Here is a 16,320-nt window from a genome sequence, read left to right on the forward strand (position 1 = left end):
TTCAGCGAACCGTGCGATCCCGTGGGTCAGACCGCGACGGCTGCGGGGCTCGCCTCGGTCGTCAGCGAGATGACGCCGTAGTCCCATCCCTTGCGCCGGTACACGACGCTCGGGTGATCGGTTGCCGCGTTGATGAACAAGAAGAAGTCGTGTCCGACCAGTTCCATCCTGTCGACGGCCTCCTCGACGGTCATCCACTCCGCCTCGAACTCCTTCGTGCGAATGACGACCGGAGTGTATGCCTCCTCTTCCTCCCCGTCGACGATCGGCACCTCACCCGTTGCGACGCGGCGAAGCACATCGGCGGACGCGGGTTGAATGTCGATGCCGTCGAGTTCGCCGCGACCCTTGTCGAAGCTGGCCTTGCGCGGGTGGTTGCGCGCGTCCACCCTCTTGTCCTTCGCCCGGCGCAACTGCTCGCAGAGCTTGTCGACGGCCAGGTCGAGCGCCGTGAACTTGTCGGCGTCCGTGGCCTCGGCCCGCACCAGCGGACCCTTGCCGGTCAGCGTGAGTTCGACGGTGTGGTCCTCGACGCGCCCGGTGCGGTACGTGCGGTGCGTCACCTTGACATCCACGCGTTGCGCGCGGGGCGCGAGGTGTTCGATGCGAACCACTTTCTCCTCGACGACCGAGCGGAAGCGGTCTGTGATACCTACCCCCACGCCGACGATGTTCGTGTCCATCATGACCTCCTTGTTTCCGGTCCGCCCGGTTCCAAGGGCGGACCATCAGTCGCCTTGTCACCCCCACGTTAGACCCTGGCCACCGGACTGTCACGCATGATGTGCATCGTGTCGATAGAGTTCGCCCCCCTCGGGCAGACCGAGGTTTTTCACGGCCTCCGGGCGCGCGCCGGTGGCGGTGATCCACTCCCGTCATCGCGCGGTGCGCCAGTGTCCGGGGGCACCCACCGCAACGGGGTCGACGCGACAGTGACGGCGCCGACGACCGTTCCCCCGGCAGCGCGTATTGCGTGAGCGGCGGCCCGAAGAGTGGCTCCTGTCGTGACGACATCGTCGACGAGGATGAGGGGAGCCCGCGGGAGGGACCGGACCGTGAACATCCCCTCCGCGTTCTGGTGTCGCTCTGCTCGACCGAGCGCGCGCTGGTCGGCGGCCGCTGTGGCCACTCGAAGGACCGGAACGCACCGCAGGCCCGCGTGGCGAGCGATGAGGTCGACGACACGGTATCCCCGGCGACGGAACGCCGCGGCAGACGAGGGAATCCCGACGGGGACCCACGCGGCCCCGGCGGCACCGGGGATCAGCTCGGGGGTCCCGGGGCTGATCTGCTCGAGCGCGGTGCGCAGCGCCATCCCCAGAGGGCGTGCGAGACCTGTTCTCCCCTCCGACTTGAGTGAGCGCAGCACCCCCACCACCGGTCCGGTGTACTCCATCGCGCTGACGACGTCGACTCCAGGCAGCGCGCGATGCCGCGGGCGGGAACGTCGGAGGGTGTCATCGCACGCCGGGCACAGTGCGCGGTCCGGCTCGCCGCATCCCGCGCACTCCACGGGGATGAGCCACGACAGCGCCCCGGCTGCGGCGTCACGTATTCGCTCGGCGGCGGTCGACAGGCTCGGAGAGATCACAATGAGAGCATCCATCGCCGCGCAAGGCGCTCCGTGCGCGCACCGAAATCGGCGGCATCACCACCCGCTCCCGCGGCCTGGGGAGGAACGCCGGAGGGGACTACTGCGGCGTGCCCTGCTGCACCGCCAGCAGGGTGATGCCCTCCGCGGTCTGCAGCCAGTTCGCACCGCGGCGGACGTACAGTCCCCCGGCGTCCGAGCGAAGACGGATGCTCGAGGTCGCCGTGGCGACTGTGGTGATCGACGCTCCGGCAGGACCGGCCACACCCGCGGGCGCTCCACCCACCACCTGCTCGACGATCTCCGTTGCCGAACCGTCACGCACGACGACCGAGACGGTGACGTCGTCTGTCCACGCCATCGAGACTGCCTCGCCGTCGATGAGCCCGGCAACGATGGGCTCGCCGAGGCGCGCAGGAACGCCGTCGCCGTTGCGGATGACCCCGGAGAGCCAGACCTCGGCACGATCCCCCACCCGCACGACTCCCGCCATCCGGGTGCCGTCTCGCGAGATCGAGATCGCCTGAACATCCGTCGCCCCCGCGGCCGCCCACGGCTGCGAGAGCAGCGGGGACTCGACGTCGGGGGCGAACGCGGTCAGCGCTGCCGGCGAGCCCGCGGGGATGCTCCACACAAACCCGCCCGGATCGATGACGGGGTCACGGAGCCCGCTTCGGGTGTCGAAGACGACAACACCACCGGTCGCCTCGGCGCGCGAGACCGACCCGTCCACCGAACGCACGGCAGCGACGTCCCGGTCCGGGCCCACCTGGACGGCGACAGGGTCACTGCGTACGACGGCATCCGACAGTCCCGGAATCGGCGTGAGCTCGTTCCCGGTGAGAAAGCCGAACCCCGCGTCCGTCATCACGAGCGGTCCGCCGGTGACGGTGGTCGACCGGGTCTCCACGGGCGTCGCGGCAACGGGAGCGCCATCGACGGTGAGCTGGACCTCGGTGATGCCCGCTGTTGCGAGGCTCGCCTCCAACTGGGTGGCCATCCGGTCGATCGTGAGCTGCTGGAGGGCAAGCACCTCGGGAGACAGCTCCACCTGTGCGGTGCCCGCACTCTGCGGGACCGACGACCACGCGAACGTCACGTCGTCCGGGAACGCGGTGGACACCGCACCTCGGAGCCAGTCGCTCGGCTGCTCGTCGACCAGCGCTCCGGTGATCCGGACGGCGGCGGAGGTCGTCGGGAACCATCTCTCGTCGGGGACGAGGTAGGTCCAGGACGGGTCGAAGTACATGACGGAATAGCGGTGGAAGACCGTGCCGAACACGCTCTCGTCGAGCACGATCCCATCGGGAGCCTTCGAGATCCGCCACTCGCCCGATATCTCGACGAGCTCGTACGCGAGGGTCACCATCCCGCCCGCCGCCGGCTCGTAGTGGCCGGTGGCATCGACGCTCGCGAGGGGATTGAGCACCACTTTGACGGTGTCCTCAACCGCCGGCTGCGCAGCGATCTCTCCGGTCGGCACGACGGCGACACCCGCGAGCGGATCCCACGTCGTTCGGATGGAGGGGGCCAGGAAGAGACGAGCCGTCTCCCAGTCCCCGCTGGATCCCGACCCGGCACGAAGGAAACCGTCGACGATCTCCTCACGTGATGCACCTGGCTGGGGCCCGTCCGGGAAAAAGCGCACTTCCGGACCGGTCCGCGTCTCGTCGACCGGTCGACCGGCGGTCACCGGCCCGCTCACCGGGAGGCCCGCACACGCGGCCAGAGCCAGGACACCGACCATCGCGAGGACTGCACCGATGATCCTTCTCATGTCCCCTCCCCCCCATGACGGTCGGTGTCGGACACCGTCGAGATCGGTTGGGTGTGCTCGAACGCCTCGATTGTGTTCTCATCGCCGGGATCGAGCGGTATCGGCGAGTCCAAGGGAACGGGCGGCGAACCGACTCCGCGACGGGCGCCGCGTGGAAGCGTGAGCACGAAGTGTGCGCCGCGTCCGGGCTCTGACCACACCGCGAGATCGCCACCGTGCAGTCGCGCGTCTCCAAGCGATATCGCAAGGCCCAGGCCCGTACCCCCGAGGGTTCGCTTGCGGGACGGGTCCGCGCGCCAGAAGCGGTCGAAAACGCGCGCGGCATCCTCCGCGGCGATACCCATGCCGAAGTCGCGAACTCCCACGGCCACCGCCTGCTGATTGCTGTCGACGGTGATCACCACCGGCTTGCCCTCGCCATGCTCGATGGCGTTTCCGATCAGGTTCCGCAGCACCCGGCGCACGCGCCGGGGGTCCATGTCGACGGGTGAGTACCCGCCGGGCGCGACCAGGCGCAGGTCGGTGCCGTGCTGTTGCGCGACCTGCTCCATCGAGCCGATCACATCCTCCGCCACAGCCACGAGGCTCGTCGGCTCGAGCTCGAGTTGCACGGAGCCCGCGTCGTACCGGCTGATCTCCAGGAGATCACCCAGGAGAACCTCGAACCGCTCCACCTGCGCGTTGAGCAGTTCGGCGGCGCGCGCCGTCGTCGGGTCGAACTCATCCCGGCGGTTGTTGAGCATGTCCGCGGCAAGTCGGATCGTGGTCAGCGGCGTGCGCAGCTCGTGGGAGACATCGGAGACGAAGCGCTGCTGCACCAGCGACAGGTCGGCCAGCTCCTTGATCTGCGTCTCGATGCTGTCCGCCATCGCGTTGAACGACTCGCCCAGCGTGGCGAGCTCATCCTCACCGCGCACCGGCAGCCGGACGCCCAGCTCGCCCGCCGCGAGCTTGGCACTTGTCTGCGCGGCCTCCCCTATGGGCGTCGTGACAGAGCGGAGCACGAACCACGCGATGCCACCGATCAGCAGCACGAGCGCGACACCCACGACCCACAGCGTCGCCTGGACGAAACGCAGGGTCTGCTCGGCCCCGTCGAGTCCGTAGGCGTAGTACACCTCGAAGCTTCCGACCTGCGGAAAGATGAGCTGCTGGCCGACGACGATCCCTGGAGTACCCGATCCGTCCAAGGCCACGGACTGCCACCACTGCTGGTTCGGGTCGGCGCGGACTTTCTCGCGCAGGCCGTCGGAGATGATGGCGGTGTCGAATTCGCCCACCCGGTAGCCCTGTGCCGCCGACGGAGTGCCGATGCGGAACGTCGCGATCATGTCGGTGGAGGACTGCTGCTGCAGCACGGGCCGCAGCCCCAGCCAGACGCGCTGGATCTGCGCGCTGTCTCCCTGCGTGTCAGCGCCGTCGAGCACTGTCTGGGCGGACGCGGTCGCGCGCAGGGCCTGCTCGGTCACCTCGTCCCGACGGGAGGCGAACAGGTCATCCTGGATCGCGAGCGCGGTCCACGTGACAGCGATGAGGATCGAGAAGGCCGTGAGCACGATCGTGACGCTGAGCGTACGGAAGCGAAGAGATCGCCGCCACAGGTGCACCAGGTTGTCGGGCCACGCCCTCCAATCGCGCCGCCAGATCAGCGGGCGGTAGGCCCGCTCCGCAGCCCCCGGGGAGCCCACGCTCTCACCTCGCGCAACCGCGGCGCGCGGCTCGGGTAACGGCCGGTGTCACTCGACAGCACCGGCCCGGTATCCCACGCCGCGCACCGTGGTCACGATGCGGGGGTTGTCGGGGTCGAGTTCGACCTTGGCGCGCAGCCGCTGTACGTGGACATTCACCAAGCGCGTGTCGGCCTTGTAGTGGTATCCCCAGACCTGTTCCAGGAGCATTTCGCGCGAGAACACCTGCTGGGGCTTCGAGGCGAGGGCGACCAGCAGCTCGAACTCGAGGGGAGTGAGAGAGATCACATCGTCGCCGCGCCGAACTTCGTGTGCGGCCACATCGATCGTGAGATTCCCGATCCGCAGCGTCTCCTGCGAGACCTGTCCGCCGGGCCGAAGCCGGGTACGGATGCGGGCGACAAGCTCTTTCGGATTGAACGGTTTGACGATGTAGTCGTCTGCGCCCGACTCGAGTCCACGCACGACATCCGCCGTGTCGGTGCGCGCGGTCAGCATGATGATCGGCACGCCCGACTCCGATCGGATCGATGTGCAGATCTCGATTCCGTCGCGCCCCGGGAGCATCAGGTCGAGCAGAATGAGGTCCGGACGCTCCGACCGCCAGGTGTCGACCGCGGCGTCGCCGTCGGCGCAGAAGACCGTGTCGAACCCCTCGGTGCGCAGCACGATCCCGATCATCTCCGCCAGGGCGGTGTCATCGTCGACCACCAGGATGCGTGAGCTCATCGCGCCTTCGTTCCTTGCGTCCAGCCTGCGCGCTGACGGCGGGTGACCGCCTGCGCTTCTCCCCGAGAGTAGTCGACTCCGCCTGTGCGCACGCCGATGATTCGTACGCGCGTCGGCGCGCCGTTCCCGTGGCGGGCAGGCACGAGCGCTCCGCCACCCCGTATGACACGATGGAGGTCGCGCCGATTCCAGCCCCACGAGGAGGATTCCGTGACCGCGTATCCGTCTTGGACGCCCGCGCCGCGGCCGGGGATCATCCCGCTGCAGCCCCTGACCTTCGGCACGATCCTGGGCCGCTCGTTCTCGGCGCTCCGCCACAACCCGAAGGTGCTCCTGGGGTTCGCCATGGTCGTGCAGACCATTGCCTACCTCGTGGTCACGGTCGCCATCTCCGGCATCGCGTTCGCGAGCTTCTCGCGATTGGACACCGTGCCGACCGGGACGGACGAGTGGGACGCCGTGCTCACCGGGTCGATCACGCTCACAGCACTGGCCGGACTCGTTCTCGGCTTGCTCGCCGGCGCTGTCGGCGTGCTCGTGCAGGCGGTGGTCATCTCGGACGTGCTGCACGCGGCAGTGGCCGAGAAGATGACGCTGCGCATGCTCTGGAAGCGCGTGCGACCCGTGGCGTGGCGTCTGATCGGGTACACCATCCTGCTGTCGCTCGCGATCGGCGTTCTCGTGGTCGTCGTCGGCGGGCTCATCGTCGTGCTGGCGGCCGCCGTCCCCGCCGCCGCCGTCGTGCTGGGTATTCTCGTCGTTCTCGCGGCGATTCCGATCAGTCTGTGGCTCGCGGTCAAGCTGCTGCTGGTCCCCGCCGTCCTCATCGTCGAGCACACCTCGCTGGGCACCGCCCTGGCCCGCTCGTGGCGGCTCACGCGGGGACGATTCTGGGTGATCCTCGGAATTCTGGTGCTGGTGTCGCTCGTCTTCGGCGCCGTCGCGCAGATCGTGAGTATCCCGTTCTCGTTCCTCGCCTCCGCGCTGTCAGCTGTCATCGCGCCCACCGGCGACCCGAATGCCACTGCGATCATCGGCATCGTCGCCACACTCGGTCTCACCCAGATCGTGACGCTGCTCATCCAGTCCGTCGCCGTCATCGTCCAGTCCACGGCGGCCGGACTCGTGTACATCGACTGCCGGATGCGGCACGAAGGCCTCGACCTCGACCTGCTGGAGTATGTCGACCGACGAGACGCCGGCGCGTCCGACCTCCCCGATCCGTACGTGGTGCACATCGGCCGTGCAGTCCCCCCGCGGTGGCCCGCTGCCCCCGCCCCGCCGCCGTCGCCTGCGCCGCCTCCCGGGTATCCCGTGCCGCCCCCGGGATACACGGTCCCACCGCCCGCGCCAGCGGCCCCGACCGCAGCATCCGCCGACCCGGCACCTGACCGCGCCGCCGGCTCCGACCCAGCACCAGACCCGGACTCCGGCCCGGACGACGACCACACGACATGGGCGACACCTCGGTGATCTTCGAGATCCCCCTCGTTCCGGATGGCGAGCAGGCTCGCGAGTGGGCGAGGCAAGAGCTCGCGGACCCGGTGTATCAGGCTGCCCAGCCGACCTGGTTCGACCGCGCCGCGCAGGCCGGCCGGGATCTGCTGGCATCGCTCTTCTCCGCCGACGTCGCGCCGGAGTGGGCGGCCGTGCTCGCCCTCGTTGCGGCGGTTCTGGTGATCGCGGTCATCATCGTCGCGCTCGTGGTGTGGGGCATCCCCCGCCGAGCATCATCCCGCACCCACCGAAGCGGGGAACTCTTCGGCGACGTCGACTACCGCAGCGCCGACGGGCTGCGGGCGGCAGCCGCCGCCGCGCAGAGCCGCGCGGACTGGGACGCCGCGATCGTCCTCCGGTTCCGCGCCGCCGCACGCGGCCTCGACGAGCGGGGGATGCTGGAGCTTGCGCCGGGCACGACGGCGCGCCAGTTCGCCCACCGCGCCGAGGCGCTGCTCTCCCCCGGTAGCGCCGACCTCCGGGGGGCCGCCCGAGTGTTCGAGGACGTGCGTTACCTCCAGCGGCCGGGAACAGCGGCTGGCTACGATCTCGTGGCTGCCGCTGACACGGCACTGGCCCGTTCGCACCCCGCTCCCGCCCCGGCGACGGTCCCGGCGGGCATGACATGAGCGTCGACACGCGACAGGCCCGGCCGCTCCCCGCCGCGGGTGAGGGGACCACGCTCGCCCCGCGGCGCACCCCGGTGCTCGGCTGGATCGCCATCATCGTCGGCCTGATCGCCGTGGGAACGATCGGCGCAACGCTGGTCGGCGGGAGCGAGTGGTCGCAGCGCGATGCGCTGGATCCGGAGTCGGCCGCACCCGACGGCACGCGGGCGCTCGTGAGCATCCTGGCCGATCAGGGTGTGGACGTTCGCGTCATCCGATCGCACGAGCGCGCAGCCGCCGAACTGCGCGAGGGGCATGCGACCCTTGTGCTCCCGGATGCGCCGGCCCTGTCGGACGACGCGATCACGGAACTGACCGCTGCCGCCGCCGACGTCGTCCTGATCGATCCGCGCTCGCGGACGCTGCGTCTGGTCGCCGACGGTGCGAACGCGGTCGGTGTTGCCGACGACGCGCTCGTCGATCCGCAGTGCTCGGTCGCCGACGCGCAGCGGGCCGGGGCGATCCGGCCCCGGACGGTGTTCGCCGGCGGCGAGGCCGCCCAGTGCTATCCCGCAGCGGGAGGCTACGCGCTCCTGGTGAGGGAGGCAGTCCGCAGCGGGATGCCCGGGACGCAGCGGGTGTCAGCGGTCGACGGCGTGGCCCTGTTCACGAACGAGCACCTGGCGGAGGGGGGCAACGCTTCCCTCGCGCTCGGGCTCATGGGTAGACACGCGACGCTCGTCTGGTACGTACCCTCGATCGCCGACACCGATCTGGAGCCGCTCAGCCCGTCCCTGGGCGAGCTCACCCCGCCGTGGGTCAGCCCTGTCATCGTCATCCTCCTTGCCGCGGCGGTCGCGGCGGCGCTGTGGCGCGGCATCCGTTTCGGGCCACTCGTGGGCGAGCGCCTTCCGGTGACGGTGCGCGGGGACGAGACGACGCGTGGCCGCGCGCACCTTTACGCCCACTCCGGCGATCTCGCTCATGCCGCAGCCCTGCTGCGCCACGGTGCGCGGGTGCGGATCGCGCGGGTGCTGGGACTGTCGGGCGCGTCCTCGGCCGAGGAGGTCGCGGACGCTCTCGCCGCAGCATCCGTCATCTCCCGGGAACAGGCGCGTGCGGACCTCGCCGGTGGCTCGCCGACGGCGCGACGCGAACTCGACGACCTCCATGACCGGCTGCGGCGGCTCGAGGCTGCCGCGCGCGCCTCGCTACACCCCGAAAGGACCGAGCAATGACGACCCCCGATCCCTTGTCGACACCCGCCGAGGAGTCCGTTCCGGGCGAGAGGGACGCCCGAGCCGCCGTCGGCCGCGTCCGGGACGAGATCGGCAAGGCGGTGGTCGGTCAGGATGCTGCCGTCACGGGCCTGCTGATCGCCCTGCTCGCGCGCGGCCATGTCCTGGTCGAAGGCGTCCCCGGCGTGGCCAAGACGCTGCTGGTGCGGGCGTTCAGTCGCGCCCTCGGACTCGAAACCAAGCGCGTGCAGTTCACCCCGGATCTCATGCCCGGCGACGTGTCGGGATCGCTCATCTACGACGCACGCTCTGGCGAGTTCGAATTCCGGGAAGGCCCCGTCTTCACCCACATCCTGCTCGCCGACGAGATCAACCGCACGCCACCGAAGACGCAGGCTGCGCTCCTGGAAGCGATGGAGGAGCGCCAGGTCTCCACCGACGGCGTCACCAGGCGCCTGCCCGACCCGTTCCTGGTCGCCGCGACCCAGAATCCGATCGAGCACGAGGGCACATACACGCTTCCCGAGGCGCAGCTGGACCGGTTCTTGTTGAAACTGATCGTGGACATGCCCGCACGCGACGCGGAAGTGACGGTGCTCCGACGACACGCCGACGGCTTCTCACCCCGGAACCTCGATGAGGCCGGCGTCGCCACCGTCGTCACACCGGCCGACCTCCACGCTGCCCAAGCCGCGGTACAGGCCGTCACCGCCACCGATGACGTCCTGGCCTACATCGTGGATCTCGCCCAGGCCACCCGCCAGAGCCCATCCGTGCAGCTCGGCGCGAGCCCGCGCGCCGCGACGGCGTTGCTGGCGACCGCAAAAGCGTGGGCGTGGCTCGGTGGGTCGCCGGCCATCACTCCGGACCACGTTCAGACGATGCTGCTGCCCACGTGGCGGCACCGACTGCGCCTTCGCCCGGATGCCGAACTCGAGGGCGTGTCGGTCGAGGCCCTGCTCCAGAGCATCCTGCAGCAGACCCGCGTTCCCCTGTGAGCGCGACATGGGTGTGAGCGCGACATGGCTGTGAGCACGACGTGTACGTGACAGGACGGTACCCGCTCCTGGTCGGCGCCGGAGCGGTGCCGGTGGTCCTCGCCTCCGTCGGCGCAGTCCCGGCTTGGGCCGGCGCCGCTGCATGGCTCGGACTGTGTCTGCTGCTGCTCGCCATCGATGTGCTGGTCGCTCCCGACCCGCGCCGGGTGAGCGTCACCCGGTCGGGCCCGGCAAAGGTCTTGCGCGATCAGCCCACGCAGGTGACGGCTGCCGTGCGCAACACCGGTCACCGCACCCTGCGCATCCGTGTGCGAGACGCCTGGCAGCCGACGGCAGGCGCGACCACCGGAAACGCGGTCATCCGTATCGACCCCGGGGGCTCCGGTCGTGTCGTGACCTCGCTCCTTCCCCGGCGGCGCGGAGAACTGCGCAGTCTGGGGCTCGCGGTGCGCTCCGCCGGGCCGCTGGGGATCGGGGGCCGCAGCGCGCTCGTCCCGGCTGCGGGAAGCATCCGTGTCCTGCCTCCGTTCACCTCGCGGCGCCACCTTCCGTCTCGCCTTGCCCGGCTTCGCGAACTCGACGGGAACACGAGCGTGCAGGTGCGTGGACAGGGCACCGAGTTCGATTCCCTCCGCGAGTACGTGCGAGGCGACGACGTACGTTCGATCGACTGGCGCGCGACGGCGCGGGCGAGCGCCACGATGCTGCGCACGTGGCGCCCGGAGCGAGACCGGCACGTCGTGATCATCATCGACACCGGCCGCACCGCCGCGACTCGCGTGGGCGACGGCGTGCGGCTGGACGCCGCCATGGAGGCGGCGCTTCTGCTGTCGGCGCTCGCCGCGCAGGCGGGAGATCACGTCCACCTGCTGATGTTCGACAGAGCCGTCAGGGCGCGCGTGACGGGACGGGACGGCGCGGCACTGCTCCCGGCGCTCGTGGACGCGATGGTCGCGGTGGATGCGAGCCTCATCGACACCGACTGGGATGCGGCATTCGCCCAGGCGCGACTGATGACCACGCGCCCATCGCTGGTGGTGGTGCTCACGGCGCAGGACGATCCCGAGGCATCGCGCGGATTCCTCGGGGCCCTTCCGCTGCTTCCCGCGCACTCGCACGTCCTCGTCGCCGCAGCACAGCCCGAGCACACCGCGGGACCGAAGGAGGATGCGTTCAGCGCAGCGGCACGTGAACGCGCGCGGTGGGACGCCGACCGGATGGTCATGGCGCTCTCGCGCGCGGGGGTCGACGCCCTGTCGGCATCCGCAGAGGACCTGCCGCCGCGCGTCGCGGATCGCTACCTGGCGCTGAAGGCCCTCGGTCGGCTCTGATGCGCAGCGGCCAGACCCTGCCCCGCGGCTGGCACAGGTGAAAGTCAGGGTGATTTCCCGGGCCGGACGCATGTCGTTTGCTCGTGCGCCGTCTGAGAGCGCTAGGTTTCGGCCGACGGAAAGGAGCCAGAGATGGCTGACACCACATCTGCCCCCGCAACAGCGACGAAGCTGATCGCGGAGGCGCTCGGCACATTCCTCCTCGTATTCGGATCGATCGGCACCGCCCTGTTCGCCGCGAACTTCGGCGCAAGCGAGAACGGCACCTCGCTCGGCGTCGGGTTTCTCGGCGTGTCGCTCGCGTTCGGCCTGACCCTCATGGCGGGCATCTACACGTGGGGGCCCATCTCGGGGGGCCACTTCAACCCCGCCGTGACGTTCGGGCTTGCCGCTGCCGGAAGGTTCGCGTGGAAGGACGTTCCCGGCTATCTCATCGCCCAGATCGTCGGCGGTGCCGTCGGGACGACTCTGATCGTCCTGATCGGCCTGTTCGGCCCGGACGGATGGCTCAGCGCCGCCCAGGACGGCGGATTCGCGAGCAATGGCTATGGCACGGCGTCGCCCGGAGGGTTCGGAATCGGCGCGGCGATCATCGCCGAGATCTTGCTGACCGGAGTCTTCCTTCTCGTGATCCTCGGGGTCACCCACCCGCAGCGAAACGCCGAGCGGTTCGCCGGCCTTGTCATCGGGTTCGCCCTCACAATGATCCATCTCGTATCGATCCCGATCGACAACACCTCGGTCAACCCCGCCCGTTCGATCGCCACCGCGATCTACGGCGGAGGTGAAGCGCTCGCGCAGCTCTGGGTCTTCATCGTGTTCCCGCTCATCGGCGGCCTCCTGGCCGGCTTCGCGCATCGCGCGCTGTTCGAGCGGAAGCCGCTGCCCCCGGTCCAGGCCGAAGCGCGCGTCAACTGACATCCGTCGCGCGCCGCCGAACGCGGAGCGCGACGGCGATCAGACGCACAAGCGGCCCGTCCCCTTCGGGACGGGCCGCTTGTTCACGGATGCCGAGAGCTATGCGCGTCAGACCAGATCGAAGCGGTCGAGCTCGGTCACCTTGCCCCAGGCCGCAACGAAGTCGCGCACGAACTTCTCGTTCGCGTCATCGCTCGCGTACACCTCGGCGATCGCGCGCAGCTCCGAGTTCGAGCCGAACAGCAGGTCGACGCGCGTTCCGCGGCCGACAAGCTCGCCCGACCCGTCCTTCGTGCCCTCGAAGGCGTGCTTGCCCGGGTCCAGCGGTCGCCACGTCGTGCCGAGGTCGAGCAGGTTCACGAAGAAGTCGTTCGTGAGAACTCCCGGTCGGTCAGTCCACACGCCGTAGGCGGATCCGTCGTAGTTGCCTGCGACGACCCGCAGACCGCCGACGAGCACTGTCATCTCGGGGGCGGTGAGGGTCAGCAGGTTTGCCTTGTCGATGAGCAGGTGCTCCTCGGGAAGCCCGGATGCCGCAGCGACCGGCCCGACGTAGTTGCGGAATCCGTCGGCGGCCGGCTCCAGGTACTGCATGGACTCGACATCCGTCTGCTCCTGCGTCGCGTCGGTGCGCCCCGGGTGGAACGGGACGACAGCGTCGACACCGGCATCCTTCGCCGCCTTCTCGACGCCCGCGTTGCCGGCCAGCACGATGAGGTCGGCCAGCGACACCTTCTTGCCGCCTTCCGCGGTCGCGTCGAACTCGGCCTTGATGCCCTCGAGGATGGCGATCACCTTCGCGACCTGCGCGGGGTTGTTCACCTCGAAGTCCTTCTGCGGCGCCAGACGCAGGCGGGCGCCGTTGACGCCACCGCGCTTGTCGCTGCCACGGAAGGTGGATGCCGCAGCCCACGTCGTCTGGACGAGCTCGGCAACGGTCAGGCCAGAGTCCAGGATGCGCTGCTTGAGAGCTGCCGCGTCGGCGTCGTCGATGAGCGGGTGGTCCACCGGCGGCACCGGGTCCTGCCAGACGAGATCCTCGGCCGGTACTTCGGGGCCGAGGTAGCGGGACTTCGGACCCATGTCGCGGTGGGTCAGCTTGAACCAGGCACGCGCGAAGGCGTCGGCGAAGGCGTCCGGGTCCTCGAGGAACCGGCGCGAGATCTTCTCGTACTCGGGGTCGAACCGCAGTGCCAGGTCGCTGGTGAGCATCCGCGGTTCACGACGCTTCGAGGGGTCGTGGGCCAGCGGCACCATGTCGGCGCCGCCGCCGTTGACCGGACGCCACTGGTTCGCCCCGGCCGGGCTCTTCATCAGTTCCCACTCGTAACCGAACAGGATGTGGAAGAACTCGTTGTCCCAGCGCGTGGGGTGGTAGGTCCAGGTCACCTCGAGGCCACTCGTGATCTGGTCGTCGCCCTTGCCCGAGCCGAAGTTGTTCTTCCAGCCCAGTCCCTGCATCTCGGGACCGGCCGCCTCGGGGTTTTCCTCGAGGTAGGAATCGGGAGCGGCGCCGTGCGTCTTGCCGAAGGTGTGTCCACCGGCGATGAGGGCGACCGTCTCCTCGTCGTTCATCGCCATGCGCTTGAAGGTCTCACGGATGTCGCGCGCCGACGCGAGCGGGTCGGGATTGCCGTTCGGGCCCTCGGGGTTGACGTAGATGAGACCCATCTGCACCGCCGCGAGCGGACGTTCGAGGTCGCGCTCACCGGTGTAGCGCTCGTCGCCGAGCCAGGTGGTCTCGGGTCCCCAGTAGACGTCATCGTCGGGTTCCCAGGCGTCCACGCGTCCGCCTGCGAAGCCGAAGGTCGTGAACCCCATGTTCTCGAGTGCGACGTTCCCGGCGAGGATCATCAGGTCGCCCCACGAGAGGGAGCGGCCGTACTTCTTCTTGACGGGCCAGAGGATGCGGCGCGCCTTGTCGAGACCGACGTTGTCGGGCCAGCTGTTCAGCGGCGCGAAGCGCTGCTGTCCGGTTCCGCCACCGCCTCGGCCGTCCATCACGCGGTACGTGCCGGCGCTGTGCCAGGCCATGCGGATCATGAGCGGACCGTAGTTGCCGAAGTCGGCCGGCCACCACTCCTGGGAGACCGTGATGGTCTCCTCGATGTCCTTCTTCACCTGGGCAAGGTCGAGCGCCTCGAAGGCGGCCTTGTAGTCGAAGTCTGCGCCGTACGGGTTCGCCTCGACGGGATTCTTCGCGAGGATCTTGAGGTTCAGCTTGTTCGGCCACCACACCTGGTTGGCCGACCCGTTGGTCGGGTGGGGCTGGGCGTGGATGACGGGGCAGGCGCCTTCGCCGGTCGCCTCCGCGAGCTGGGCTTCGTCGGTGTCGGTGACGGTGACCGACTGATCGATGTCGTTCGCCTGCTCCCCGAGAGGGGTGACAGCCGGGTCGTTCTGGCTCATGATCGTCCTTCCGTGACGGTCGGGTTTTGGGTGGGTGATGGGGGGTCGATCGCTGCGGCGGCGCAGGAGGGGCACCGGCCCCAGAAAGTGACTTCGGCGTGCGTGAGCGCGAAGCCGTGGTCCTGCGACGGATGCAGGCACGGGGCCTCTCCGACGACGCAGTCCACGTCCTCGACTCGCCCGCAGGACGTGCAGACGAGGTGGTGGTGGTTGTCGTCGATGCGGACCTCGAAGCGCATCGGCTGCCCTGCGGGCTGGATGCGACGTACCAGCCCCGCGGCCGCGAAGTCGTTCAACGCGTTGTAGACCGACTGCAAAGCCGTGCCCGGCGCGCGGCGGTCGACATCCGCGAAGATCGCGTCAGCACTGGCGTGCGGCTGGTCACGGAGCGCATCGAGCACGGCGACACGGGCGCTCGTGACACGCAATCCGGCAGAACGGATGGCGGATTCGGCGGATTCCCCCCCATCGAACCGCCGTGCATCCATCACGCGTCAACGTTACCGCACTTTTGATCTGTTCAAAAGGAGCGGTTCATCCCCCCGCCCATAGCCGCGCCGTGCCGGCGTGGAACTCGGTGAGGTCCCCCGTCTCTCCCGCTCGCGCCGCCCGGCGTCCGACAACGAGCATGTAGACCAGGAACGCGCCGAGGGCCGCGGTTCCTATGCCGATCTTGATCACCCAAGGCCATGCCTGCGCGGTCACGAACCCCTCGATCAGCCCCGCGACGGCGAGCGCGAACACGAGTCCGATCGCGACCGTCGCCAGAGCGCGTCCCTGCGACGCGAGAGCCTCTCCCCGCGTCCGCGATCCCGGGGCAACCCACGACCAGAACAGGTGGAGCCCGGCGGCCACAGCGACGAACACGCACGTCAGTTCGAGTTGACCGTGGGGAAGGATGAACAGGACGAAGGTGTCGATGCGGTCGAACGCGGCGAGCACGGCTGCGGCGGTGCCCACGGCTACCGCGTTCTGGACGAGCACCATGACCGGCCAGATCCCGGTGATCCCGAACAGGACGCTCTGCGCCGCAATCCACGCGTTGTTGGTCCACACCGTCCCGGCGAAGACCGCGGCCGGGTTCTCGCTGTAGTAGCCCTCGAACTCGACCTCGGCGTAGTACTCCAACTGCGCCTGGGAACCCAGCGAGGCGACCAGCGCGGGATCCCTCGAGATCCACGCAGCAACGATCGCGGCAACGGTGATGAAGAACACCGCGACCGCGAGTGTCGTCCACCGCAGCCGATACAGCGCCGCCGGCAGCTGCCAGAGGAAAAACCGCGGAATCTGCCGGAGCGGGTTCTCGCCGCGGCCCGTGAGGCGCCGTCTCGCGCGGGCGAGCAGCATCGAGACGTAGTCGCTCTCGCGCGTACGTCCCGCGGTCGTCTTGATGTCGGCAAGATCCGCCGACGCCGCCCGGTATCGGGTGACCAGCTCGTCGATGTCGGCGCCCGAGAGCCTGCGCGCACGGCCGAGTTCGTCCAGCCGCGCCCACTCCGCGCGCCGCGCATCTGCCAGGGCGTCGAGGTCCATTTG

At 69.5% G+C, this 16,320-nt stretch carries 14 protein-coding genes; 6 read left to right on the forward strand and 8 right to left on the reverse strand.

All coding sequences use genetic code 11. The annotated features are described in order from the left end of the window. Positions 1 to 26: 26 nt before the first annotated feature. From hpf to mtrA, 5 genes are all read right to left on the reverse strand, one after another. Positions 27 to 683, reverse strand: coding sequence for a ribosome hibernation-promoting factor, HPF/YfiA family (gene hpf / locus AC3ENO_RS07670; RefSeq protein WP_434970098.1), 657 nt, complete (start codon positions 681 to 683; stop codon positions 27 to 29). A gap of 149 nt (positions 684 to 832) precedes the next feature. Beyond that, entirely contained in the window at positions 833 to 1,606 is a 774-nt protein-coding gene (locus AC3ENO_RS07675) for a ComF family protein (RefSeq protein ID WP_488185770.1), read from the reverse strand. Positions 1,607 to 1,691: 85 nt separating this feature from the next. Next, on the reverse strand, positions 1,692 to 3,368 hold the full coding sequence (locus AC3ENO_RS07680) for an LpqB family beta-propeller domain-containing protein (protein WP_434970048.1): 1,677 nt from the start codon (positions 3,366 to 3,368) through the stop codon (positions 1,692 to 1,694). Next, entirely contained in the window at positions 3,365 to 5,056 is a 1,692-nt protein-coding gene (gene mtrB / locus AC3ENO_RS07685) for an MtrAB system histidine kinase MtrB (protein ID WP_434970049.1), read from the reverse strand. Before mtrB ends, AC3ENO_RS07680 begins: the two co-directional genes overlap by 4 nt. 48 nt (positions 5,057 to 5,104) lie before the next feature. Next, entirely contained in the window at positions 5,105 to 5,785 is a 681-nt protein-coding gene (gene mtrA, locus AC3ENO_RS07690) for an MtrAB system response regulator MtrA (protein ID WP_434970050.1), read from the reverse strand. A gap of 210 nt (positions 5,786 to 5,995) precedes the next feature. On the opposite strand from mtrA, the gene AC3ENO_RS07695 reads away from it, so the two are divergent. The 6 genes from AC3ENO_RS07695 to aqpZ all read left to right on the forward strand — a co-directional run bounded on the left by AC3ENO_RS07695 (position 5,996) and on the right by aqpZ (position 12,375). Continuing rightward, the gene (locus tag AC3ENO_RS07695) at positions 5,996 to 7,258 is read left to right on the forward strand and encodes a DUF7847 domain-containing protein (RefSeq protein ID WP_434970051.1); all 1,263 of its coding nucleotides are present in this window, start codon (positions 5,996 to 5,998) and stop codon (positions 7,256 to 7,258) included. Next, positions 7,240 to 7,911, forward strand: coding sequence for a DUF4129 domain-containing protein (locus AC3ENO_RS07700; RefSeq protein ID WP_434970052.1), 672 nt, complete (start codon positions 7,240 to 7,242; stop codon positions 7,909 to 7,911). The genes AC3ENO_RS07695 and AC3ENO_RS07700 overlap by 19 nt, the downstream gene beginning before the upstream one ends. Continuing rightward, complete coding sequence (locus AC3ENO_RS07705; protein WP_434970053.1) at positions 7,908 to 9,128, forward strand: DUF4350 domain-containing protein; 1,221 nt, start codon at positions 7,908 to 7,910, stop codon at positions 9,126 to 9,128. Before AC3ENO_RS07700 ends, AC3ENO_RS07705 begins: the two co-directional genes overlap by 4 nt. Then, positions 9,125 to 10,126, forward strand: coding sequence for an AAA family ATPase (locus AC3ENO_RS07710; RefSeq protein WP_434970054.1), 1,002 nt, complete (start codon positions 9,125 to 9,127; stop codon positions 10,124 to 10,126). The genes AC3ENO_RS07705 and AC3ENO_RS07710 overlap by 4 nt, the downstream gene beginning before the upstream one ends. A 41-nt stretch (positions 10,127 to 10,167) precedes the next feature. Beyond that, positions 10,168 to 11,457 carry a DUF58 domain-containing protein gene (locus AC3ENO_RS07715; RefSeq protein ID WP_434970055.1) on the forward strand — a complete coding sequence of 430 codons (1,290 nt, stop codon included), beginning with the start codon at positions 10,168 to 10,170 and terminating at the stop codon, positions 11,455 to 11,457. 132 nt (positions 11,458 to 11,589) lie between these two features. Further along, positions 11,590 to 12,375, forward strand: a complete 786-nt coding sequence (gene aqpZ / locus AC3ENO_RS07720; RefSeq protein WP_434970056.1) for an aquaporin Z — start codon at positions 11,590 to 11,592, stop codon at positions 12,373 to 12,375. 108 nt (positions 12,376 to 12,483) lie between these two features. Here aqpZ and katG read toward each other — a convergent pair whose 3' ends face one another. The 3 genes from katG to AC3ENO_RS07735 are packed head-to-tail and all read right to left on the reverse strand — an operon-like array spanning position 12,484 to position 16,317. Beyond that, complete coding sequence (gene katG, locus AC3ENO_RS07725; protein ID WP_434970057.1) at positions 12,484 to 14,784, reverse strand: catalase/peroxidase HPI; 2,301 nt, start codon at positions 14,782 to 14,784, stop codon at positions 12,484 to 12,486. After that, on the reverse strand, positions 14,781 to 15,272 hold the full coding sequence (locus AC3ENO_RS07730) for a Fur family transcriptional regulator (RefSeq protein WP_434970099.1): 492 nt from the start codon (positions 15,270 to 15,272) through the stop codon (positions 14,781 to 14,783). The genes katG and AC3ENO_RS07730 overlap by 4 nt, the downstream gene beginning before the upstream one ends. A gap of 46 nt (positions 15,273 to 15,318) precedes the next feature. Next, the gene (locus AC3ENO_RS07735; protein WP_434970058.1) at positions 15,319 to 16,317 is read right to left on the reverse strand and encodes a stage II sporulation protein M; all 999 of its coding nucleotides are present in this window, start codon (positions 16,315 to 16,317) and stop codon (positions 15,319 to 15,321) included. Positions 16,318 to 16,320: the final 3 nt, after the last annotated feature.

The sequence above is a fragment of the Microbacterium sp. bgisy207 genome (assembly GCF_057706855.1).